Source organism: Streptomyces durmitorensis (assembly GCF_023498005.1).
Taxonomy (GTDB): domain Bacteria; phylum Actinomycetota; class Actinomycetes; order Streptomycetales; family Streptomycetaceae; genus Streptomyces; species Streptomyces durmitorensis.
The window spans coordinates 1,003,133-1,021,762 of sequence record NZ_CP097289.1; the positions used below are offsets into that span (position 1 = coordinate 1,003,133).

Consider the following 18,630-nt stretch of genomic DNA (forward strand, 5'->3'; position numbering starts at 1 on the left):
GGAACCGTTATGCAGAGCACCTTGCTCATAGCTGACCTTGGTCCTGAGTTTTCAGGGTGGGCCGGGGCGGTCGATGGGAAGATGGTTTGCGTGGCGCCTCCCGAGATCGCGAAGGATGCCGATGGGCACCGCAGGATGCGCGAGATCGTGAGACGCAGTGGAGGCGACTGCGATAAGTGCCAGAGCTGCTACATGAGCGAAGGCGCCTGATCAGTCGGCTGCGGACGTCCTGGCGGTAGGGGTACCTGCCGGGATACCGCGGGCGAACAGCCAAGGGGGATCACGTGCCGTGGATCGAGTGGCGGGGAAACAGCTGCAGGGTCCGCTGGGAGACCGGTAAGACCGATCCTGGCACCGGCAAGAAGCTGTACGACAGCAAGTCCAGCGTCGAGTGGACTGAGGAAGAGGCGTACAACTACGGCCTCGACCGGGAGTCGGAGGCGCGCAACGGCCGCTACATCGCCCGCGCCGACGGCAAGGTGCTCTTCAAGGACTGGGCCACCCTGTGGCTGAAGTCCCTGGACGTGGACCCTGGCACCGATTACCACTATCTGAAGCTGCTCCGGGCGCAGCTGCTGCCCGAGTGGGGCTCGACGCCGGTCAACGAGATCACCACGCTCCGGTACAACGCGTGGGTCAAACGCCTGCGGGCGCGCTACTCGGTGAACTACGTCAACAGCCTGCGGACCCTGTTCGGAACGCTGATGACCGACGCCGCCAATCACCGGCCGCCGCTCATCCCTGAGACACCCGTGCCGAACGAGAGCCGGCGCCGCGGACGCTACGTCCGGCCCGTCAAGGAGGAGAAGGAAGAGGTTCCGACGGCGGACCTCCATCACCTCGCCGAGAACGCGCAAGCAGTCTGGGGCTTCACCGGCTACGTGTTCATGCTGACGAAGGCGTACACGGGGATGCGGCTCGGCGAGATGTACGGCCTGCGCCGGGAGTTCGTGGGCCCGAACTGGCCGGAGTGCGACGACGACAAGCAGCGCCGGGAGACGGCTCTGAAGCGGTACTGCGGCAAGGATCCGATGCCGGTGATCCGTGTGCAGTGGCAGCACAAGTACGTGAAGGATGCAGAGAATCCTGAGGAGAAGGGCATCCCGACCCTCGCCCTGCCGAAGTACGGGAGCGAGCGCACCCTGGTGATCCCGCCGTTCCTGGCCGAGTTGCACCGGCAGCTGCTGGCGTCACACGACTCGGAGTGGGTGTTCCCGGCGATGGGAGGCGGCGCTCTGCTGCAGACGGACTTCAACACCTTCTACTGGAAGCCGGTCAGGGATGGCTTCGATGAGCGTGTGGGCCGCTGGGCGCGGCCGAAGCTTGAGCCGGTGGAGTCGTTCAGGAAGAAGCGAATCCACCTGGTGCGGCATGCGCACGGCCCGCATCTTGAGGAGGACGGCGCCGCGGACGTGGCGATCGAGGAGCGGCTGGGGCATCTCATCCAGGGCGTCCGCGGGGTGTACCGCAGTGCGACTCCCGCGATGGAACGGCAGATTGTGAAGCTGTTGCAGAATCGCTGGGAGAGGGAGCAGGGTGGTGGGAGTGGTAGCTGAGGCCGATGAAGTCCTGACCGTCTCCCAGTCGTCTCCCATCAAGGGGTTTTCGATCAAGGGAAGTTCAGGTCAGGACCACGCAGGACCCTTCTTCTGCGGAATGCCGTACATCACGCAGTACACGACGAGGTAGCTCAGGCCGTGCCGCAGGTAGGTGCGGGCCAGGGCGTGGTTGCGGCCGAGCATGCGCAGGTCGATGAAGGGGTGCGGGTGGCGCAGCTGCCACCAGGTCAGCACGGCGGACAGCGCCGCCACGGGGGCGAGCAGCCACCACAGGGGGTGCGCCAGGTCGAGCAGGAAGAAGACGAGGCAGGTCAGCGCGCCGGTGAAGAGCAGGGTGCCGAGCGGGTCGAGGCCGCCCGCCGCGCTCTTGCCCGACCGCTCCCCGCGCGGCGGGTCCGCGGGTATCCAGCGGAGCGCCGCGCCGTACGCGAGGAGTGCGACGGGGACGTTGACGGCGAAGATGCCGCGCCATCCGGCGGTCGCGACGAGGAGTCCGCCGAGCGTCGGTCCGACGGCCGCGCTGCCGAGCGCGGCGAAGGAAAGCCTGCCGAGGACGGTGCGCGGGGTCGGGCTGCCGAGCCTGCGTGATTCGTCGCGCAGGACGGCCATGGCGGCGGGGTAGGCGGCGGAGGTGCCGATGCCCAGGAGCAGCCGGGAGACGAGCAGCCAGCCGAAGCCCGGGGCGAGCGCGCCGACGAGCCCGGAGGCGACGACGACCACGAGCCCGCCGAGGAAGACCCGGCGCGGCCCGATGGTGTCGGCGAGCTTGCCGAGCACCGGCTGGGAGACGGCGCTCGCGAGGTAGAGGACGGACACGAGCCAGGCGGTGTCGGCGGCGCCGATCCCGAAGTCGTGCCCGATCGCCACCAGGGCGGTGGAGATCATCGTGGTGTTGAGCGGGTTGAGCAGCGAGCCGAGCAGGAGGGGCGCGGTGAGCCGTGCCCCGAAGGCGGGACGCTCGCCCGCCGCCGGGCGGGCCGGGGCGTCCTGCTCCGTCCTCACTTCTGCACCAACCGCTCCAACAGCACGATGGCATCGGCCAGTTGGCGGCGCTCCGCCGGGTCGAGCCCGTCGGCGAGGACCGTCGAGAGCCAGTCGTGCTTGGCGGCCCGCATCTCGGTGAGGGTGCGATGCCCCTGATCGGTCACGGAGACGACGGACTGCCGCCCGTCGTCGGGATCGGGGGCCCGCTCGACGAGCCCCATCTCCTCCAGGGCGCCCACGGTCAGCCGCATGGACTGGGGCCGGACGAGTTCCTCGCGGGCCAGGCTCGCGGTGGTGGCGGGGCCCGCGTGGTCGAGGCGGGCGAGCACGGAACGCTGTGTGGGGCTGAGTCCGGTCGCCGGTGTCACGCCGCGCAGGCGCCGCACGAGCCGCCGGACGACGTTCGACAGATCGGCGGCGATCCGCTCGGGATCCGCGTCGTCAGAGGGTGTGCTCATGCACGCCACCGTAGGAGATAGACAGGTAACCTTGCAAGTCTGCCTGCCTATCCCCGAGGGAGGCAGCCAGCAGGGCCGCACACGAAAACCGCCCCTGCCGCAGGTGCGACAGGGGCGGATGCTGTGCGTACGACAGGCGCGCTAGCGGATCGGCATCCCCGACAACGTACGCGCGATCACCAGACGCTGGATCTCGCTCGTACCCTCGAAGATCGTGTAGATGGCGGCGTCACGGTGCATGCGCTCCACCGGGTACTCACGCGTGAAGCCGTTGCCGCCCAGGATCTGCACCGCCTGCGCGGTGACCTTCTTGGCGACCTCGCTCGCGTACAGCTTCGACATGGAGCCCTCGGCCGACTCGAACTTCTTGCCCGTGCTCGCCATCCACGAGGCGCGCCAGACGAGCAGACGGGCCGCGTCGATCTGCGTACGCATGTCGGCGAGCTGGAAGGCGATGCCCTGGTTGTCGATGATCGGGCGACCGAACTGCGTACGCGTCTTGGCGTACTCGAGGGCCTCCTCGTAGGCGGCACGCGCCGTGCCCACGGCCATCGCGCCGACGGCCGGGCGCGACGCCTCGAAGGTGGCCATCGCGGCGTTCTTCACGCGCTCGCCGCCGGTCTTGGCGCGCTCACGGGCGCGGGCGAGGCGCTCGTCGAGCTTCTCCTTGCCGCCGAGCAGGCAGTGACCAGGAACGCGGACGTCCTCCAGGACGACCTCGGCGGTGTGCGAGGCGCGGATGCCGTGCTTCTTGAACTTCTGGCCCTGGGAGAGGCCGGGGGTGTTCGGCGGGACGATGAAGGAGGCGTGGCCCTTGGAACCGAGCTCCGCGTCGACGACCGCGACGACGACGTGGACGTTGGCTATGCCGCCGTTGGTGGCCCAGGTCTTCGTGCCGTTGAGCACCCATTCGTCCTTGGCCGCGTCATAGACGGCGCGGGTGCGCATCGCCGCCACGTCGGAGCCCGCGTCGGGCTCGGAGGAGCAGAAGGCGGCGACCTTGACGTCGTTCACGTCGCCGTACATCTGCGGGATCCAGGTGCCGATCTGCTCCTCGGTGCCGTTGGCGAGGACGCCCACGGCGGCCAGGCCCGTGCCCATGATGGACAGGCCGATGCCCGCGTCACCCCAGAAGATCTCCTCGGTCGCCATCGGGATGCCGAGGCCGGTGGGGTCGAAGAACTGCTGGGCGTAGAAGTCCAGGGAGTAGATCCCCAGCTTCGAGGCCTCCTGGATGATCGGCCACGGGGTCTCCTCGCGCTCGTCCCACTCGGCGGCCGCCGGACGGATCACATCAGCGGCGAACCCGTGGAGCCAGTCCCGGACCTCCTTCTGTTCGTCGTTGAGCTCCATGGTGAACTCGGCCATGACCCCTCCAGGACCTGCGGTGAAGACGTACGTTACTTGCGGTAACTGGAGTCTGTTACCGGCCGGTAGCCGATGTCAACTCCCGGCCGCCCGTTCGATGGGCGCACCGCTCGGGGTGTTACGTTGCGCGTGCGGGGCGCAATCGCACGGGCGGGGAGAGAAACGCTATGGAGACCACCACACAGCAGACCGATCAGCAGCGGTCTGCCGAGCGCCGGCGGCGCGAGCTCCTCGAGGCCGCGGACCGGGTGGTGCTTCGTGACGGGCCCGGCGCCTCGATGAACGCCATCGCCGCCGAGGCGGGCATCACCAAGCCGATCCTCTACCGGCACTTCGGCGACAAGGGCGGACTGTACGCCGCGCTCGCCAAGCGGCACACGGACGCGCTCCTCGAATCGCTGCGCGCCGCCCTGGACGCCCCGGCCGAGCGCAGGGAGCGGGTCGAGCAGACCCTCGACACCTACCTCGCGGCGATCGAGGCCCGCCCGCAGGTGTACCGCTTCCTCATGCACCCCTCGGACGGCGCCGCACCCGGTGAGGGCGGCTTCGACGTGGGGCTCCACTCCGCCCCCGTCCTTCGCCGCATGGGCGAGGAGCTCGCGCAGGTCATCGAGGAGCGGGTCGACCTCGGCCCCGGCAGCGCGCAGCTCGCGCGCGTGTGGGGCCACGGCATCGTCGGCATGATGCACGCGGCAGGCGACTGGTGGCTCGGCGAACGGCCGTGCCCGCGCGCGGAGTTGGTCAGCAGCCTGGCCGACCTGCTGTGGGGACGGCTCGCCGCGGCGGGCAACCGCATCGGCGGCCCCGGCTTCTGAGGACCGGCGGGCCGCCGAAGGTCAGCCGTGCCAGGGCGCCTTGGCGGCGGCCCGCAGCACCCTGCGCCGCCGCCAGCCCGTGACGTGATCGGTGTACACGCCGCCCTCCAGGTGGTCGCACTCGTGCTGGAGGCAGCGCGCGAACCAGCCGGTCCCATGCACCCGCACCGGCTCACCGAGCGCGTCGACCCCCTGCACCACGGCGTGGTCGAAGCGCGGGGTGCTCGCTTCCAGGCCCGGCAGCGAGAGACAGCCCTCCGGGCCGCGCACGACGATGCCGTCCGCCTCCACCAGGCGCGGGTTCACCACGTACCCGAGATGGCGCACATCGTCGTCGTCCGGGCAGTCGTACACGAAGACCCGCTGGTTCACGCCGATCTGGTTGGCCGCCAGGCCCACTCCCTGGGCGGCGTACATCGTGGCGTACATGTCCTCGATGAGCCCGGCCAGTTCGGGGCCGAAGTCGGTGACCTCCTCACAGGCCTTGTGCAGCACGGGATCACCGAGCAGGGTCAGGGGTCGTACGCGCCCTGAGGCGCCCGGGATCGAGCCGCTTCGCATGGCCGCAAGGGTACGGTCCTTGGAAAGCCCCGGGGTCGGGGTGGTGCCGCGGTTCGGCCTTGACAATGGATCTCGATAGGCTGAGGTTCATCGCGTTGCCGGGGGCAGACGCGGCGCCGTACGCAAGGAGGATCCAGAACTGATGGCAGGCAACACGGACCCGCTGTCGCCGCGGGCCAAGCTGGCCGTGACGGCGGGCAAGGCGGCCGCGGCGGTATCGCGCGCGGCGGGCCGCGGCAGCGGATCGGTGATCGGCGGCCGCGTATCGCTCAAGCTCGACCCCGACCTGCTCGGGCGTCTGGCCACGCACCTGGACGTGGTGCTCGTCTCCGCCACGAACGGCAAGACGACCACGACCCGGCTGCTCGCGGAGGCGCTGCGCGCCAGCGGGCCCGTGGTGTCGAACGCCCTTGGCGCGAACATGCCGGCGGGAATCACCTCGGCCCTCGCGGGCGGTTCGGACGCCAGGTTCGGCGTGATCGAGGTCGACGAGAAGTACCTCGCCGGCGTGGCCCGTGATGTGGAGCCCAAGGCGATCGCGCTGCTCAACCTCTCGCGCGACCAGCTGGACCGCGCCGCGGAGACCCGCATGATGGCGGAGGCCTGGCGCGAGGGACTGGCGGGCTCCAAGGCGGTCGTGATCGCGAACGCGGACGACCCGCTGGTCGTCTGGGCGGCTTCCTCGTCGCCGAACGTGGTGTGGGTGGCCGCGGGCCAGGAGTGGAAGGACGACGCCTGGTCGTGCCCCTCCTGCGGCGGTGTGATGCAGCGCCCCGGGGACGACTGGTTCTGCGGTGAGTGCGGCTTCCGGCGCCCCGCGCCGAGCTGGGTACTCTCCGGCGACCACGTCCTTGACCCGCACGGCTCGGCCTGGCCGATCCATCTGCAGCTGCCGGGCCGGGCGAACAAGGCGAACGCGACCACGTCGGCCGCCGTCGCCGCCGTCTTCGGCGTGCCGCCGCAGGTCGCCCTGGAGCGGATGTACCAGGTGCAGGCCGTCGCGGGACGCTATGACGTCGTGCAGTTCCAGGGCCGCGACCTGCGGCTGCTGCTCGCGAAGAACCCCGCGGGCTGGCTCGAGACGTTCTCGCTGATCGACCCGCCGCCCACCCCGGTGGTGCTCTCCGTGAACGCCCGTGGCGCCGACGGCACCGACACCTCCTGGCTGTGGGACGTCGACTACACCCGCCTCGCCGGTCACCCGATCTTCGTGCTCGGCGACCGCAAGCTGGACCTCGCCGTGCGTCTTGAGGTCGCGGGCCTGGACTTCCGGGTCTGCGAGTCCCTCGACGAGGCCGTGCAGCTCGCGCCGCCCGGACGGATCGAGACGATCGCGAACTACACCGCGTTCCAGGACCTGCGCCGCCGCGTCGGCAACTGAGACCACCGGACCCTCTAGACCCTCGTAGGGACGAATGAGCATGAGCGACAACAGCCTGCGGCTGGTGTGGGTCTACCCCGACCTGCTCAGCACGTACGGAGACCAGGGCAACGCCCTGGTCGTGGAGCGCCGCGCCCACCAGCGCGGCCTCCAGGTCGAGCGCTACGACGTGCGCAGCGACCAGCCGGTGCCCACCTCCGGCGACATCTACCTGATCGGCGGCGGCGAGGACCGTCCGCAGCGCCTGGCGGCCGAGCGCCTTCGCCGCGACGGCGGACTCCAGCGTGCCGTCGGCAACGGCGCGATCGTCTTCTCGGTGTGCGCGGGCTACCAGATCCTGGGCCAGGAGTTCATCAACGACCTCGGCCAGCGCGAGCCGGGCCTCGGCCTGCTCGACGTGATCTCCACCCGCGGCGAGGGCGACCGGTGCGTCGGCGACGTCCTGGGCGACATCGACCCGCAGCTGGGCCTGCCCCCGCTGACCGGCTTCGAGAACCACCAGGGCATCACGCACATCGGCCCGTCCGCGCGCCCCTTCGCCCGCGTCTCGCTGGGCCGGGGCAACGGCACGGGCGACGGCACCGAGGGCGCGTACAACGGCACCGTCTTCGGCACGTACATGCACGGCCCCGTCCTCGCCCGCAACCCGCTGATCGCGGACCTGCTCCTGAAGCTGGCCCTCGACGTGAACGCGCTGCCGCCGACGGACGACCGCTGGTACGAGGCGCTGCGCGCCGAGCGCATGAACGCGGCGCAGCAGCCCGCCTGAAGCCCGTGCCGCACAGGTGAGCGGCACCGTCCAGCAGTCGGACGCCCGGTGCGGCCCCGCCCCCTGACGCCTATAGGGTGGCGGGGTTCCAGCCGGACGACGTGGTCCGGACTTCGGCCCACGTTGCAAAGGTTTCCCGGGCTATGCGCATTGGTGTCCTCACCTCCGGCGGCGACTGCCCCGGTCTGAATGCCGTCATCCGTTCGGTCGTGCACCGCGCCGTCGTCGACCACGGCGACGAGGTCATCGGCTTCCACGACGGCTGGCGCGGCCTGCTCGAATGCGACTACCGCAAGCTCGACCTGGACGCGGTGGGCGGCATTCTGGCGCGTGGCGGAACGATTCTGGGCTCGTCCCGGGTCCAGCCCGCGCATCTGCGCGACGGCGTCGAGCGGGCCAAGGGCCACCTCGCCGACCTGGGCCTCGACGCGGTCATCCCGATCGGCGGCGAAGGCACCCTGAAGGCGGCCCGGCTCCTGTCGGACGCGGGTCTGCCGATCGTCGGAGTGCCCAAGACGATCGACAACGACATCGCGGTCACCGACGTCACCTTCGGCTTCGACACCGCGGTCGGCGTGGCGACCGAGGCCCTCGACCGCCTCAAGACGACCGCCGAGTCGCACCAGCGGGTCCTGATCGTCGAGGTCATGGGCCGGCACACCGGCTGGATCGCGCTGCACTCGGGCATGGCCGCGGGCGCGCACGCGATCGTCGTGCCGGAGCGGCCCTTCGACATCGAGGAACTGGCGCAGAAGGTCGGCGAACGGTTCTCGGCGGGCAAGAAGTTCGCGATCGTCGTGGCCGCCGAGGGCGCCAAGCCCCGTGAGGGCACGATGGACTTCGACGAGGGCGCCAAGGACATGTACGGCCACGAGCGGTTCGCGGGCATCGCCACGCGGCTCTCCGGCGAGCTGGAGCAGCGCCTGGGCAAGGAGGCGCGCCCGGTGATCCTCGGGCACGTCCAGCGCGGCGGCACCCCCACCGCGTACGACCGCGTGCTCGCCACCCGTTTCGGCTGGCACGCCGTGGAGGCCGTGCACCGCGGCGAGTTCGGCAAGATGACGGCGCTGCGCGGCACGGACATCACGATGGTGCCGCTGGCCGAGGCCGTCGAGACGCTGAAGACGGTGCCGGAAGAGCGCTACGCCGAGGCGGAGTGCGTTCTCTAGAGCCAGGCCCTGTTTCAAGGCTGAAGGAACGGCCCCCGGACGCGTCGGCGTCCGGGGGCCGTTCTAGTCTGGTGCGGACACACAGCGCACAACCGCACGAATCAGGAGCCAGTGGATGGATCACAGCGGGCACGGCATGAACATGGATCTGCCGCCGTTCACGCTGGGGCGCGGGCTCGAACTCTCGGCCGACCCCTTCTTCCTCATCGGCTCCCTGGTGGCCCTCGGCCTCTACGGCTGGGGCGTGGTCCGGCTCGTACGACGCGGTGACAAGTGGCCGGTCGGCCGCACCATCTCGTTCGTGGCGGGCGTCCTGACCATCCTGCTCGTGATGTGCACCAAGCTGAACGACTACGGCATGGTCATGTTCAGCGTGCACATGGTGCAGCACATGGTCATCAGCATGCTCTCGCCGATCCTGATCCTGATGGGCGCTCCGATCACCCTCGCCCTGCGCGCGCTGCCGGTCGCGGCCCGCGGCCACAAGGGCCCGCGCGAGTGGCTGCTGTGGATCCTGCAGAGCCGCTACATGCGGATCATCACGCACCCCGCGTTCACCATCCCGCTGTTCATCGCGAGCCTGTACGCGCTGTACTTCACGCCGCTCTTCGACACCCTGATGGGGTCCAAGGTGGGCCACATCGGGATGATGGTGCACTTCCTCGCGGTCGGCCTGGTCTTCTTCTGGCCGATCATGGGCGTGGACCCGGGTCCGCACCGGCCCGGATACATCATGCGGATGCTGGAGCTGTTCGCGGGCATGCCGTTCCACGCGTTCTTCGGCATCGCGCTGATGATGGCGTCCGAGCCGATGGTGGGCACGTACAAGAACCCGCCCGCCTCCCTGGGCATCGACGCACTCGCCGATCAGACCGCCGCGGGCGGCATCGCCTGGGCGTTCAGCGAGGTGCCTTCGGTGCTCGTGCTGCTCGCGCTGCTCTTCCAGTGGTACCGCTCCGAACAGCGTCAGGCACGGCGCACGGACCGGGCCGCGGACCGTGACGGCGACAAGGAGCTGGAGGCGTACAACGCCTATCTGGCATCACTGGCCGCGCGCGGCCGCTAGCGGCGAAGGGTCTTCGCGGGTCAGGATGGTCTCAGGCCGCGGTCTTGGCGTCGAGGCGTCGGGGCTGCCGGGAGGAGGCAGGGCGATGCCTGATTCTACGAAGACGATGGGTGTATTCACCATCGGAGGCTTGGTCGCGGTGACCGCGTACACGGTCGCGCTCGGGAGCAACGGCTGGCTGTGGTTCGGCTGGGTCGTCATCGGGATGCTCACACTGGCGATGGTGCTGTCGCGCAGCACCCCCTGAGGGGCGCCGCGCGAGGGCACCGGGGAGCGCGTCGGGCCTGTCAGAAGCGAAAGCCCGTCAAAGGCGGAAGCCTGTCAGAAGCGGAAGACGGCGCCCGTCGCGTACCCCATCTCGCAGGCGTTGCCGTACGTCTTGTTCCAGCTGACCGGCTTGCCGCGGTGGACCCCCGTCGCGCTCACGGTGACCGGGGCGTACTGCTTGGTGCAGATCCCCGACTTCGCGGGCAGGGCGTCGAAGTCGCCGCGCGCCTTGTCGATCGCCGCGCAGGCCTTTGCCGCGTGCGGATGGTGTCCGGGCTGCCGGGTCACGCAGTCCAGCAGCACGCCGCGGACCCAGGCGTTGTCCTGACCGGTGACGGTGAGGAAGATGCCGCTCGACCGGGCGGGGGGAGCCGTCCCTTCGGCCGCGTGGGCGGGCGCGGCCGCGGCCAGGGAGATCAGCGCGACGGCGATGGCCGCGACCGGGCGCAGGCGGGACGTGGGACGAGACCTCATGGGGACCTCCTGGGACGGTGACGTGCTGCGTCGGAAAGCTGCGTCGGACTGCGTCAAAGAGACGCCAGGCCACCCCCGCACGCGCCGCCCGCCCGGTCGACACGCCGGGCGCTCACCCGTACGAGGCCGGAACGGGGCCCGGATGGCAGGGCGCGGGGCCCGGATGGCGTCCTGTCCGTCGTTTCCGTCGCCCAAGGGACCGTGTCCACCCGGCTTCGCTCCCTTCTCCCTCAGGGATGTCGCACCTAAACTGACCGCTACGCGAGGACCCGTGACCTGCGACGACGCAGCACCCAGGCCGGTCCACCTACGTCAAGGAGCAACGGGTGTTCTACTACCTGCTCAAGTACGTCGTCCTGGGGCCGCTGCTGCGGCTCATGTTCCGGCCGCGCATCGAGGGGCTCGAGCACATTCCGGAATCCGGCGCGGCGATCGTGGCGGGCAATCACCTCTCGTTCTCGGACCACTTCCTGATGCCCGCCATCATCAAGCGGCGGATCACCTTCCTCGCGAAGGCCGAGTACTTCACGGGCCCCGGCATCAGGGGCCGCCTCACGGCCGCGTTCTTCCACAGCGCCGGGCAGATCCCGGTGGACCGCACCGGCAAGGAAGCGGGCCAGGCCGCGATCCGCGAGGGGCTCGGCGTGCTGCGCAAGGGGGAGCTGCTCGGCATCTACCCGGAGGGCACGCGCTCGCACGACGGCCGCCTCTACAAGGGGAAGGTCGGCGTCGCCGCGATGGCGCTCAAGGCGCAGGTGCCGGTGATCCCGTGCGCGATGATCGGCACGTTCGAGGCGCAGCCGCCGGGACAGAAGATGCCGAACTTCCAGAAGGTGTCCATCCGCTTCGGCGCACCGCTGGACTTCTCGCGCTACGCGGGCATGGAGAACGAGAAGGCAGTCCTGCGTGCGGTCACGGACGAGATCATGTACGCGATCCTCGGGCTCTCGGGGCAGGAGTACGTCGACAAGTACGCCGCTGTCGTGAAGGCGGAGGAGGCCGAGCGGGCCGCCGCCGCGAGCAGGCGGAAATTCCCCCGGATGCCGCTGAGTTGACGTCCTGACGTACGGTCCTGCACATGAGCGAACACAACCTGTACACCAAGCTGATCGGGCTGCTGGACGAGCGGGGCGCGGCGTACCGCGTCATCGAGCACGAGGAGGAGGGCGCCACGGAGGCGGTGAGCGCGCTGCGGGGCAACACGCTCCAGCAGGCCGCCAAGTGCATCGTGGTGATGGTGAAGATCGGCAAGAAGACGAAGCGGTACGTCCTCGCGGTGGTGCCCGGTGACCGCCGCGTCGACCTGAACGCCGTCAAGCAGCTCCTGGGCGGTACGTACGCGGGGTTCGCCACGCAGGAAGCGGCCGAGCGGCTCGCGGGCAGCGTGAGCGGCACGATCCTGCCGTTCTCCTTCGACCCCGAGCTCGAACTGGTCGTGGATCCGGCGCTGCTCGCCCACGACGAGCTGTTCTTCAACGCGGCGCGCCTGGACCGTTCGCTGGCGCTGCGGACCGCGGACTACGAGGCGATCGCCGAGCCGCGCAGGGCCGCGATCGCGCAGGAAGCGGCATAGCGAAGGGGCGACCGGGAGGCCCCGGTCGCCCCTTGCTCAGCTGCCTAGCGGCAGAAGGCTACGGCTTGGGCGTGGCGTGCGGCGCGCACGTCACGTCCTTGCTGTCCAGCTTGCCGGTCAGGAGGTAGGCCTCGACACGGTCGTTGAGGCACGGGTTGACCAGGTTCGTGATGCCGTGCGAGCCGGCGTCCTTCTCCGTGATCAGACGCGAGCCCTTGAACCGCTTGTGCAGCTCGACGGCACCCTCGTACGGGGTGGCCGCGTCGCGGGTGGCCTGGGCGATCAGGACGGGCGGCAGGCCCTTGCCGGTCTTGACCTCGACCGGCTCGTGCTGCTTGCTCTTCCAGGTCGCGCAGGGCAGGTTCATCCAGGCGTTGGACCACGTCATGAACGGGTTGTCGCGGTGGATGCGGGTGTTGTCGCGGTCCCACTTCTTCCAGCTGGTGGGCCACTTGGCGTCCGCGCACTCGACGGCCGTGTAGACGGCGTTGCCGTTCTCCGAGGCGATGTTGCCCGCGGTGTCCGACAGGTCGGGGCTGGCTGCCTCGATCAGCGGCTTGGCGTCACCGGCGACGTACTTGCTGAAGTTCGTCGCGATCCCGACCCACGCGGAGTCGTAGTACGGAGCGCTCTGGAAGTAGGCGATGAGCTCGGCGGGGCCGACCACTCCGCCCAGGGGCTCCTTCTTCGCGGCGGCACGCAGCTTGTCCCAGTTCTTGGCGACCTTGTCCGCGGTGTCCCCGAGGTGGAAGGTGGCGTCGTACTTGGCGACCCACTTCATCCAGTCCTTGAGACGGATCTCGAAGGCGACGTCCTGGTCGAGGTTGGCCTCGTACCAGATCTTCTCCTTCGAGGGGTTGACCACCGAGTCGACGACCATGCGGCGCACGTGCGAAGGGAAGAGTGTCCCGTAGACCGCGCCGAGGTAGGTGCCGTAGGAGACGCCGAGGAAGTTCAGCTTCTTCTCGCCGAGCGCGGCCCGGATGACGTCCAGGTCGCGTGCGGTGTTCGGCGTCGTCATGTGCGGCAGCATCTCGCCGCTGCGCTCGGCGCAGCCGTCCGCGTACTCGGCGGCCAGCTTGCGCTGGGCGCGCTTGTCCGCCTCGGAGTCCGGCACCGGGTCGAGCTTGGGTGCCTTGACGAACTCCTGCGGGTCCACACAGGAGATGGGCGCCGAGTGACCGACACCGCGCGGCTCGAAGCCGACGAAGTCGTACGCCTTCGCCGTCTTCTCCCAGAGCGGTGCCTTGGTGACCACGCGGTTGGGGAAGCGGAGCCCTGAGGCGCCGGGGCCGCCCGGGTTGTAGAGAAGAGCGCCCTGGCGCTCCTTCTTCGTCCCGGTGCTGCCGATGCGGTCCACGGCGAGCTTGATCTTCTTGCCGTTGGGCTTGGCGTAGTCGAGCGGGACAGTGACCCAGCCGCACTTGATCGCCTTGTCCAGGCCCCAGTCGGCAGGGCATGCCTGCCAGTCGATGCCGGCCTTGGCGGCGCGCTGCGCCGCGAGCGCGACACCGCGTGCCTCGGCGCTGGTGCGCTGACGGGCGTCAGCGCTGCCGCCGCTCCGGCGAGCGTCGGCATTGGCGACGGGCGCCAAGATCGCGCCCGCTATGAGCGAGCCCGTGATCAGCGTGCCGGCTGCGCCGAATGCTGTGGTGCGTCTCAACTGGTTCCTCCCCCTGTCGATTTACCTGTCGATTTTCGAACAGTAGGAGGATCCTGTCGGTCGGAGGGTTCAGTGCGACAGACGGAGCAGGGGTTTCTTTACCAATCCGATAGACGGTGCACGGAACTCCGCTGAGCGGTTATGCCCCTGTTCAGGTGAGAGTGCGCAATGCCTCGTCGAGTACGCGGCGTACCCGCAGCGCGTCGGGGGCGACGGCCGTGACGAGGACGGCGGGGCCCGCGAGCGGGGTGAGGGCGGCCGCCTCGCCGAGCAGTGCGGGCTCGGGGCGGTGCTGCTCGAATTGTGGGCGTACGACGACGAGTTGACCGATCGCGCGATGCCCCGCGAGGACAGCGGGGCCGTCCCACCCGCCGGGGGCTCCGGGTCCGCAGGAGAGCTCCTGGTCGAGGAGGAGCCGGCCCGCGCGGCGCACCGTGAGGCGGCTGGCCAGGCGCCCCGGGGCTTCGCCCGTCCGCCCGAGCACCTGTTCCTCGCGCAGCACGAGGCTCGCGCTCCCGGCGAGCTCGGCCCGCGTGGTGACCCGCAGCTCGCTGTCGCGCACGGAGATCAACTGCTCGGGCAGCCAGCGCAGTTCCGCGTCGTCCCCGACCGTGAGGCGCACGTCGTAGCGCGCCGCCTCCTTCGACTGCCCCGGCAGGGCGAGCGTGGCGGCGGCCGAACCGATCTGCAGCCGGGCCCCGTCGTGGGCGGCGGCCTCGACGGTGAGGTGATCGCCCCCGAGGGGGCCGCTCATCGCGCCGACGAGGGTGACCTGGGCGCCCGCTCCGGCCGCCCGGGTACGGCGCGGGGCGAGCGGCCCCTCCCCGTCGAGCACGGGCAGGACGGTGCCGCCCCGCCCGTTCCCTCGCGCGGTGATACGGGCGATGCCCCGCACCCCGGATGCCGCGACGGCGTGCACGGTCATGCGGACGCGGTCCAGGCGGCGTACTGGGCCCGCACCCAGGCGGCGACGGGACCGACGCCCTCGTCCGACCTCAACGACTGGAAGACGACCGGGAGTTCGCCGCGCTGGGCCTTGGCGTCCGCGGCCATGCCTGCGAGGTCGGAGCCGACGTACGGGGCGAGGTCGGTCTTGTTGACGACGAGCAGATCGGCGGTGGTGACGCCGGGGCCGCCCTTGCGCGGGATGTCGTCGCCGCCCGCGACGTCGATGACGAAGATCTGCGCGTCGACGAGCCCCTTGGAGAAGGTGGCGGTGAGGTTGTCCCCGCCGGACTCGACGAGGATCAGGTCCAGCGGCCCGACCTCGTCCTCCAGGTCCTCGACGGCCTCCAGGTTGGCGGAGATGTCGTCGCGGATCGCGGTGTGCGGGCAGGCGCCGGTCTCCACGGCGGTGATCCGCTCGGGCGGCAGGACGGCCTCGCGCAGCAGGAACTCGGCATCCTCGCGGGTGTAGATGTCGTTCGTGACGACGGCGAGGGACAGCTCGGCCCGCAGCTCCTTGCAGAGCGCGGCGACGGTGGCGGTCTTGCCGGATCCGACGGGCCCGCCGAGCCCGATCCGCAGCGCGCGGCGGCGCCCGTCGGGACGGTGGGCGTCGGCGCTCACGGCGGCGGATTCGTCGTGGGAGTGATCGAGGTGCATGGTGCGACTCCTATGGTCCAGCAGTTCTTCAGTAGTTCGTCAGTAGTTCTTCAGTTCTTTCGGCCCGTGCAGCGTGCCCCGTGGGCGGCTCGTGCGGCGTGCCCCGTGAGCGGCACATGCGGTGCGGCTCGTGCGGTGCGGCTCATGCGGGGCGGCTCGTGTGGGTCCGCGGAGCCCCTCTACGAGGCGAACAACCGCGCGGGCCAGGCAGCATGTGCCTCGGCCCCCACCTCGAGCAGCGGCGCGGACGCCGCGGGCAGCGCGTCGACCCCGTCGGTCAGCGCCTCCCGCGCCGCGTCCGCCGCAGCGCGGGCGACGAGGTCGAGCTCGGGTGCGAGCCGGGCCAGGACACCCGTCGCGTCGAAGGGGTCCAGGCTCAGCAACCGCACGGTCGCCGTCGCGGGCCCACTGACGCACTCGTACGCGGAGCAGTACGCGGCGTCCTGTGCCCCCAGACCCGCCGCGCGGGCGGCGAGACCCAGCACGACCGGCTGGTGCGCCCCCTTGGGCCGGGCGGCGGCCAGCTGGTCCAGCGAGGGGTCGGGCCACGCCGATCGCGCGGCCCGCATCATCTGCCGCCCGAGCCGCCGCCCGGCGACCCGCAGCGCGGCCGAGGGTGTCCGCGCGTCGGCGGCCTCGTCCAGCTCCAGCGGGTCGATGCCGAGCGCGGCGGCCGCAGCAAGGGCGGCGGACACGAGCCCCGTCGTGTGCAGGCGGCCCCGGCAGAACTCCTCCAGGTCGGCTCCACCGGTGATGCGCCCCGCCTTGACGGCTTCCTCGGCCCCGCCGGAGTGCGCGTGCCCTCCGGCGGGAAAGCGGCCATCGGCCAGGACGAGTAGTGCGGCACTGGACATGACGGCGCCCGTCAGAACAGGAAGTACCGCTGCGCGAGCGGCAGTTCGGCGGCGGGTGACGGCTCCACGAGCTCCCCGTCGATGGTGACGGCGAAGCTGTCGGGCGCGACTTCCACCCTGGGCAGGGCGTCGTTCTCGTACATGTCCGCCTTCGTGCGCCCGCGCGTCGAGCGGATCGCGGTGAACTCCTTGGCCAGGCCGAGCCGTTCGGGCAGCCCGTCGTCAAGGGCCGACTGCGTCACGAAGTTGAAGGAGTTGAGGCTCGGCGCCGTCCCGTGCGCACCGAACATGGGGCGCGGAAGGACCGGCTGCGGCGTGGGGATGGAGGCGTTGGCATCGCCCATCTGCGCGTACGCGATCTGACCGCCCTTGATGACCAGCTGGGGCTTCACGCCGAAGAACTTCGGGTCCCACAGCACCAGGTCGGCGAGCTTGCCGGTCTCGACGGAGCCGATCTCGTGGTCGACGCCCTGCGCGACCGCCGGGTTGATCGTGTACTTGGCGACATAGCGACGCGCGCGCCGGTTGTCCGCCCGGGTGTCCCCCGGCAGGAAGCCGCGCCGCCGCTTCATCACGTGCGCGGTCTGCCAGGTCCGCATGACGACCTCGCCGATGCGCCCCATGGCCTGCGAGTCCGACGACATGATCGAGATGGCGCCGAGGTCGTGCAGGATGTCCTCGGCCCCGATGGTGGTGGGCCGGATCCGCGACTCGGCGAAGGCGAGGTCCTCGGGGACCGCCGGGTTGAGGTGGTGACAGACCATCAGCATGTCGAGGTGTTCCTCGATGGTGTTGACGGTGTGCGGCCTGGTCGGGTTGGTGGAACTCGGCAGCATGTTGGGCAGGGACACCGCCGTGATCATGTCCGGGGCGTGCCCGCCGCCCGCGCCCTCGACGTGGAAGGCGTGCAGAGTACGGCCCGCGACGGCCTTGAACGTGTCGCCGACGAAGCCCGCCTCATTGAGGGTGTCGGTGTGGACGGCGAGCTGGGCGCCCGTGTCCTCGCAGACGTTCAGGCACGCGTCGATGGTGGCGGGCGTCGCGCCCCAGTCCTCGTGGATCTTGAAGCTGACGGCTCCGGCCCTCAGTTGGGCGTGCATGGACTCGCTGGAGACCGTGTTGCCCTTGCCGAGGAAGCCGATGTTGACCGGGCTCGACTCCATCGCGGCGAACATCCGGGCCAGGTGCCACGAGCCGGGGGTGATCGTGGTCGCCTTGCTGCCCTCGGCCGGTCCGGTGCCGCCCCCGATGAGGGTGGTGACGCCGGAGGCCAGCGCCTCGTCGACGATGGTCGGCGAGATGAAGTGGATGTGGGTGTCGATGGCGCCCGCGGTGAGGATCTTGCCGTTGCCCGCGAGGATCTCGGTCTCAGGACCGATCACGAGATCGGGGTGCACGCCGTCCATCGTGTCCGGGTTGCCGGACTTGCCGATGCCGGTGATGCGGCCGTCGCGTATGCCGATGTCGGCCTTGACGATGCCCCAGTGGTCGATGACCACGGCGCCGGTGATGACGGTGTCGGGGGCGCCTTCGGCGCGCGTGGTGCGCGACTGCCCCATCGACTCGCGGATGACCTTGCCGCCGCCGAACACCGACTCGTCGCCGGAGAGTCCGGGGCCGCCGGAGCGGTCCTCCTCGATCTCGACGAGGAGGTCGGTGTCGGCGAGCCGGATCCGGTCGCCCGTGGTGGGGCCGAACAGATCGGCGTACGCGGCGCGGGACAGTTCAGGCATCGAGGGGACCTCCGGTCTCGCCGCGCAGTCCGGGCACGATGCGCAGTCCGGCCAGGGGGACGAGTTCGACGTCGACGGGGATTCCGGGCTCGAAGCGCACGGCGGTGCCGGCGGCGATGTTGAGCCGCTTGCCGTGCGCGGCGGCACGGTCGAAGTCGAGGCCGGGGTTGGCCTCGGCGAAGTGGTAGTGGGAGCCGACCTGGACGGGGCGGTCGGCGGCGTTGAGGACGGTGAGGGCGGTGACCTCGCGGCCTACGTTGTAGGCGACGGGCTCGTCGGCGAAGAGGATCTCGCCGGGGACCACGGGTTGCGTGGGACTCATCTGTCCGGC

19 protein-coding genes and 1 pseudogene are annotated in these 18,630 nt (G+C 70.4%); 9 read left to right on the forward strand and 11 right to left on the reverse strand.

Annotation, left to right across the window (positions count from 1 at the left end):
- The first annotated feature begins 284 nt into the window (after positions 1 to 284).
- Positions 285 to 1,556 carry an integrase gene (locus M4V62_RS04710; protein WP_249585945.1) on the forward strand — a complete coding sequence of 424 codons (1,272 nt, stop codon included), beginning with the start codon at positions 285 to 287 and terminating at the stop codon, positions 1,554 to 1,556.
- Positions 1,557 to 1,649: 93 nt separating this feature from the next.
- Here the strand turns inward: M4V62_RS04710 and M4V62_RS04715 are convergent.
- The 3 genes and pseudogenes from M4V62_RS04715 to M4V62_RS04725 form a co-directional block, all read right to left on the reverse strand.
- A pseudogene (locus M4V62_RS04715) lies at positions 1,650 to 2,561 on the reverse strand (MFS transporter); the annotation flags it as partial.
- Positions 2,558 to 3,001 (reverse strand): MarR family winged helix-turn-helix transcriptional regulator, encoded by a 444-nt coding sequence (locus M4V62_RS04720; RefSeq protein WP_249585946.1) that lies wholly within the window; start codon positions 2,999 to 3,001, stop codon positions 2,558 to 2,560. The gene M4V62_RS04720 and the pseudogene M4V62_RS04715, both read right to left, overlap by 4 nt.
- Positions 3,002 to 3,142: 141 nt before the next feature.
- Positions 3,143 to 4,369, reverse strand: a complete 1,227-nt coding sequence (locus M4V62_RS04725; protein ID WP_249585947.1) for an acyl-CoA dehydrogenase family protein — start codon at positions 4,367 to 4,369, stop codon at positions 3,143 to 3,145.
- 167 nt (positions 4,370 to 4,536) lie between these two features.
- On the opposite strand from M4V62_RS04725, the gene M4V62_RS04730 reads away from it, so the two are divergent.
- The gene (locus M4V62_RS04730; protein WP_249585948.1) at positions 4,537 to 5,184 is read left to right on the forward strand and encodes a TetR/AcrR family transcriptional regulator; all 648 of its coding nucleotides are present in this window, start codon (positions 4,537 to 4,539) and stop codon (positions 5,182 to 5,184) included.
- Positions 5,185 to 5,205: 21 nt separating this feature from the next.
- On the opposite strand, the gene def is transcribed toward M4V62_RS04730, so the two are convergent.
- A complete protein-coding gene (gene def, locus M4V62_RS04735; RefSeq protein ID WP_249585949.1) occupies positions 5,206 to 5,745 on the reverse strand; it encodes a peptide deformylase in 540 nt (179 codons plus the stop codon).
- Between the two features lie 142 nt (positions 5,746 to 5,887).
- On the opposite strand from def, the gene M4V62_RS04740 reads away from it, so the two are divergent.
- The 5 genes from M4V62_RS04740 (at position 5,888) to M4V62_RS04760 (ending at position 10,377) form a co-directional block, all read left to right on the forward strand.
- Complete coding sequence (locus tag M4V62_RS04740; protein ID WP_249585950.1) at positions 5,888 to 7,126, forward strand: MurT ligase domain-containing protein; 1,239 nt, start codon at positions 5,888 to 5,890, stop codon at positions 7,124 to 7,126.
- A gap of 40 nt (positions 7,127 to 7,166) precedes the next feature.
- Entirely contained in the window at positions 7,167 to 7,895 is a 729-nt protein-coding gene (locus M4V62_RS04745) for a type 1 glutamine amidotransferase (RefSeq protein WP_249585951.1), read from the forward strand.
- Between the two features lie 143 nt (positions 7,896 to 8,038).
- Positions 8,039 to 9,064 (forward strand): 6-phosphofructokinase, encoded by a 1,026-nt coding sequence (locus M4V62_RS04750; protein WP_249585952.1) that lies wholly within the window; start codon positions 8,039 to 8,041, stop codon positions 9,062 to 9,064.
- A gap of 115 nt (positions 9,065 to 9,179) precedes the next feature.
- Entirely contained in the window at positions 9,180 to 10,130 is a 951-nt protein-coding gene (locus tag M4V62_RS04755; RefSeq protein WP_249585953.1) for a cytochrome c oxidase assembly protein, read from the forward strand.
- Between the two features lie 85 nt (positions 10,131 to 10,215).
- Positions 10,216 to 10,377, forward strand: coding sequence for a hypothetical protein (locus tag M4V62_RS04760; RefSeq protein ID WP_190078913.1), 162 nt, complete (start codon positions 10,216 to 10,218; stop codon positions 10,375 to 10,377).
- 74 nt (positions 10,378 to 10,451) lie between these two features.
- Here the strand turns inward: M4V62_RS04760 and M4V62_RS04765 are convergent, their stop codons facing one another.
- A complete protein-coding gene (locus tag M4V62_RS04765) occupies positions 10,452 to 10,871 on the reverse strand; it encodes an SSI family serine proteinase inhibitor (RefSeq protein WP_249585954.1) in 420 nt (139 codons plus the stop codon).
- Between the two features lie 326 nt (positions 10,872 to 11,197).
- Between M4V62_RS04765 and M4V62_RS04770 the strand changes: the two genes are divergently transcribed.
- Both M4V62_RS04770 and M4V62_RS04775 read left to right on the forward strand, forming a co-directional pair.
- Complete coding sequence (locus M4V62_RS04770; RefSeq protein WP_249585955.1) at positions 11,198 to 11,926, forward strand: lysophospholipid acyltransferase family protein; 729 nt, start codon at positions 11,198 to 11,200, stop codon at positions 11,924 to 11,926.
- A gap of 23 nt (positions 11,927 to 11,949) precedes the next feature.
- Positions 11,950 to 12,444 (forward strand): YbaK/EbsC family protein, encoded by a 495-nt coding sequence (locus M4V62_RS04775; RefSeq protein WP_249585956.1) that lies wholly within the window; start codon positions 11,950 to 11,952, stop codon positions 12,442 to 12,444.
- A 58-nt stretch (positions 12,445 to 12,502) separates the two neighbouring features.
- Here M4V62_RS04775 and M4V62_RS04780 read toward each other — a convergent pair whose 3' ends face one another.
- From M4V62_RS04780 to M4V62_RS04805, 6 genes are all read right to left on the reverse strand, one after another.
- Positions 12,503 to 14,107 carry an alpha/beta hydrolase gene (locus M4V62_RS04780; RefSeq protein WP_249585957.1) on the reverse strand — a complete coding sequence of 535 codons (1,605 nt, stop codon included), beginning with the start codon at positions 14,105 to 14,107 and terminating at the stop codon, positions 12,503 to 12,505.
- Between the two features lie 151 nt (positions 14,108 to 14,258).
- A complete protein-coding gene (locus M4V62_RS04785) occupies positions 14,259 to 15,032 on the reverse strand; it encodes an urease accessory protein UreD (protein ID WP_249585958.1) in 774 nt (257 codons plus the stop codon).
- Entirely contained in the window at positions 15,029 to 15,712 is a 684-nt protein-coding gene (gene ureG, locus M4V62_RS04790) for an urease accessory protein UreG (protein WP_249585959.1), read from the reverse strand. The genes M4V62_RS04785 and ureG overlap by 4 nt, the downstream gene beginning before the upstream one ends.
- A gap of 179 nt (positions 15,713 to 15,891) precedes the next feature.
- Positions 15,892 to 16,566 carry an urease accessory protein UreF gene (locus M4V62_RS04795; protein ID WP_249585960.1) on the reverse strand — a complete coding sequence of 225 codons (675 nt, stop codon included), beginning with the start codon at positions 16,564 to 16,566 and terminating at the stop codon, positions 15,892 to 15,894.
- Positions 16,567 to 16,577: 11 nt separating this feature from the next.
- A complete protein-coding gene (locus M4V62_RS04800; RefSeq protein ID WP_249585961.1) occupies positions 16,578 to 18,299 on the reverse strand; it encodes an urease subunit alpha in 1,722 nt (573 codons plus the stop codon).
- Positions 18,292 to 18,603 (reverse strand): urease subunit beta, encoded by a 312-nt coding sequence (locus M4V62_RS04805; RefSeq protein WP_249592691.1) that lies wholly within the window; start codon positions 18,601 to 18,603, stop codon positions 18,292 to 18,294. Before M4V62_RS04805 ends, M4V62_RS04800 begins: the two co-directional genes overlap by 8 nt.
- Positions 18,604 to 18,630: the final 27 nt, after the last annotated feature.

Coding starts and splice junctions, on each gene's coding strand:
- M4V62_RS04745 (WP_249585951.1), top strand. CDS start 7,167: ATGAGCGACAACAGCCTGCGGCTGGTGTGGGTCTACCCCGACCTGCTC.
- M4V62_RS04730 (WP_249585948.1), top strand. CDS start 4,537: ATGGAGACCACCACACAGCAGACCGATCAGCAGCGGTCTGCCGAGCGC.
- M4V62_RS04740 (WP_249585950.1), top strand. CDS start 5,888: ATGGCAGGCAACACGGACCCGCTGTCGCCGCGGGCCAAGCTGGCCGTG.
- M4V62_RS04725 (WP_249585947.1), bottom strand. CDS start 4,369: ATGGCCGAGTTCACCATGGAGCTCAACGACGAACAGAAGGAGGTCCGG.
- M4V62_RS04720 (WP_249585946.1), bottom strand. CDS start 3,001: ATGAGCACACCCTCTGACGACGCGGATCCCGAGCGGATCGCCGCCGAT.
- M4V62_RS04795 (WP_249585960.1), bottom strand. CDS start 16,566: ATGTCCAGTGCCGCACTACTCGTCCTGGCCGATGGCCGCTTTCCCGCC.
- ureG (WP_249585959.1), bottom strand. CDS start 15,712: ATGCACCTCGATCACTCCCACGACGAATCCGCCGCCGTGAGCGCCGAC.
- M4V62_RS04800 (WP_249585961.1), bottom strand. CDS start 18,299: ATGCCTGAACTGTCCCGCGCCGCGTACGCCGATCTGTTCGGCCCCACC.
- M4V62_RS04760 (WP_190078913.1), top strand. CDS start 10,216: ATGCCTGATTCTACGAAGACGATGGGTGTATTCACCATCGGAGGCTTG.
- M4V62_RS04750 (WP_249585952.1), top strand. CDS start 8,039: ATGCGCATTGGTGTCCTCACCTCCGGCGGCGACTGCCCCGGTCTGAAT.
- M4V62_RS04785 (WP_249585958.1), bottom strand. CDS start 15,032: ATGACCGTGCACGCCGTCGCGGCATCCGGGGTGCGGGGCATCGCCCGT.
- M4V62_RS04775 (WP_249585956.1), top strand. CDS start 11,950: ATGAGCGAACACAACCTGTACACCAAGCTGATCGGGCTGCTGGACGAG.
- M4V62_RS04765 (WP_249585954.1), bottom strand. CDS start 10,871: ATGAGGTCTCGTCCCACGTCCCGCCTGCGCCCGGTCGCGGCCATCGCC.
- def (WP_249585949.1), bottom strand. CDS start 5,745: ATGCGAAGCGGCTCGATCCCGGGCGCCTCAGGGCGCGTACGACCCCTG.
- M4V62_RS04755 (WP_249585953.1), top strand. CDS start 9,180: ATGGATCACAGCGGGCACGGCATGAACATGGATCTGCCGCCGTTCACG.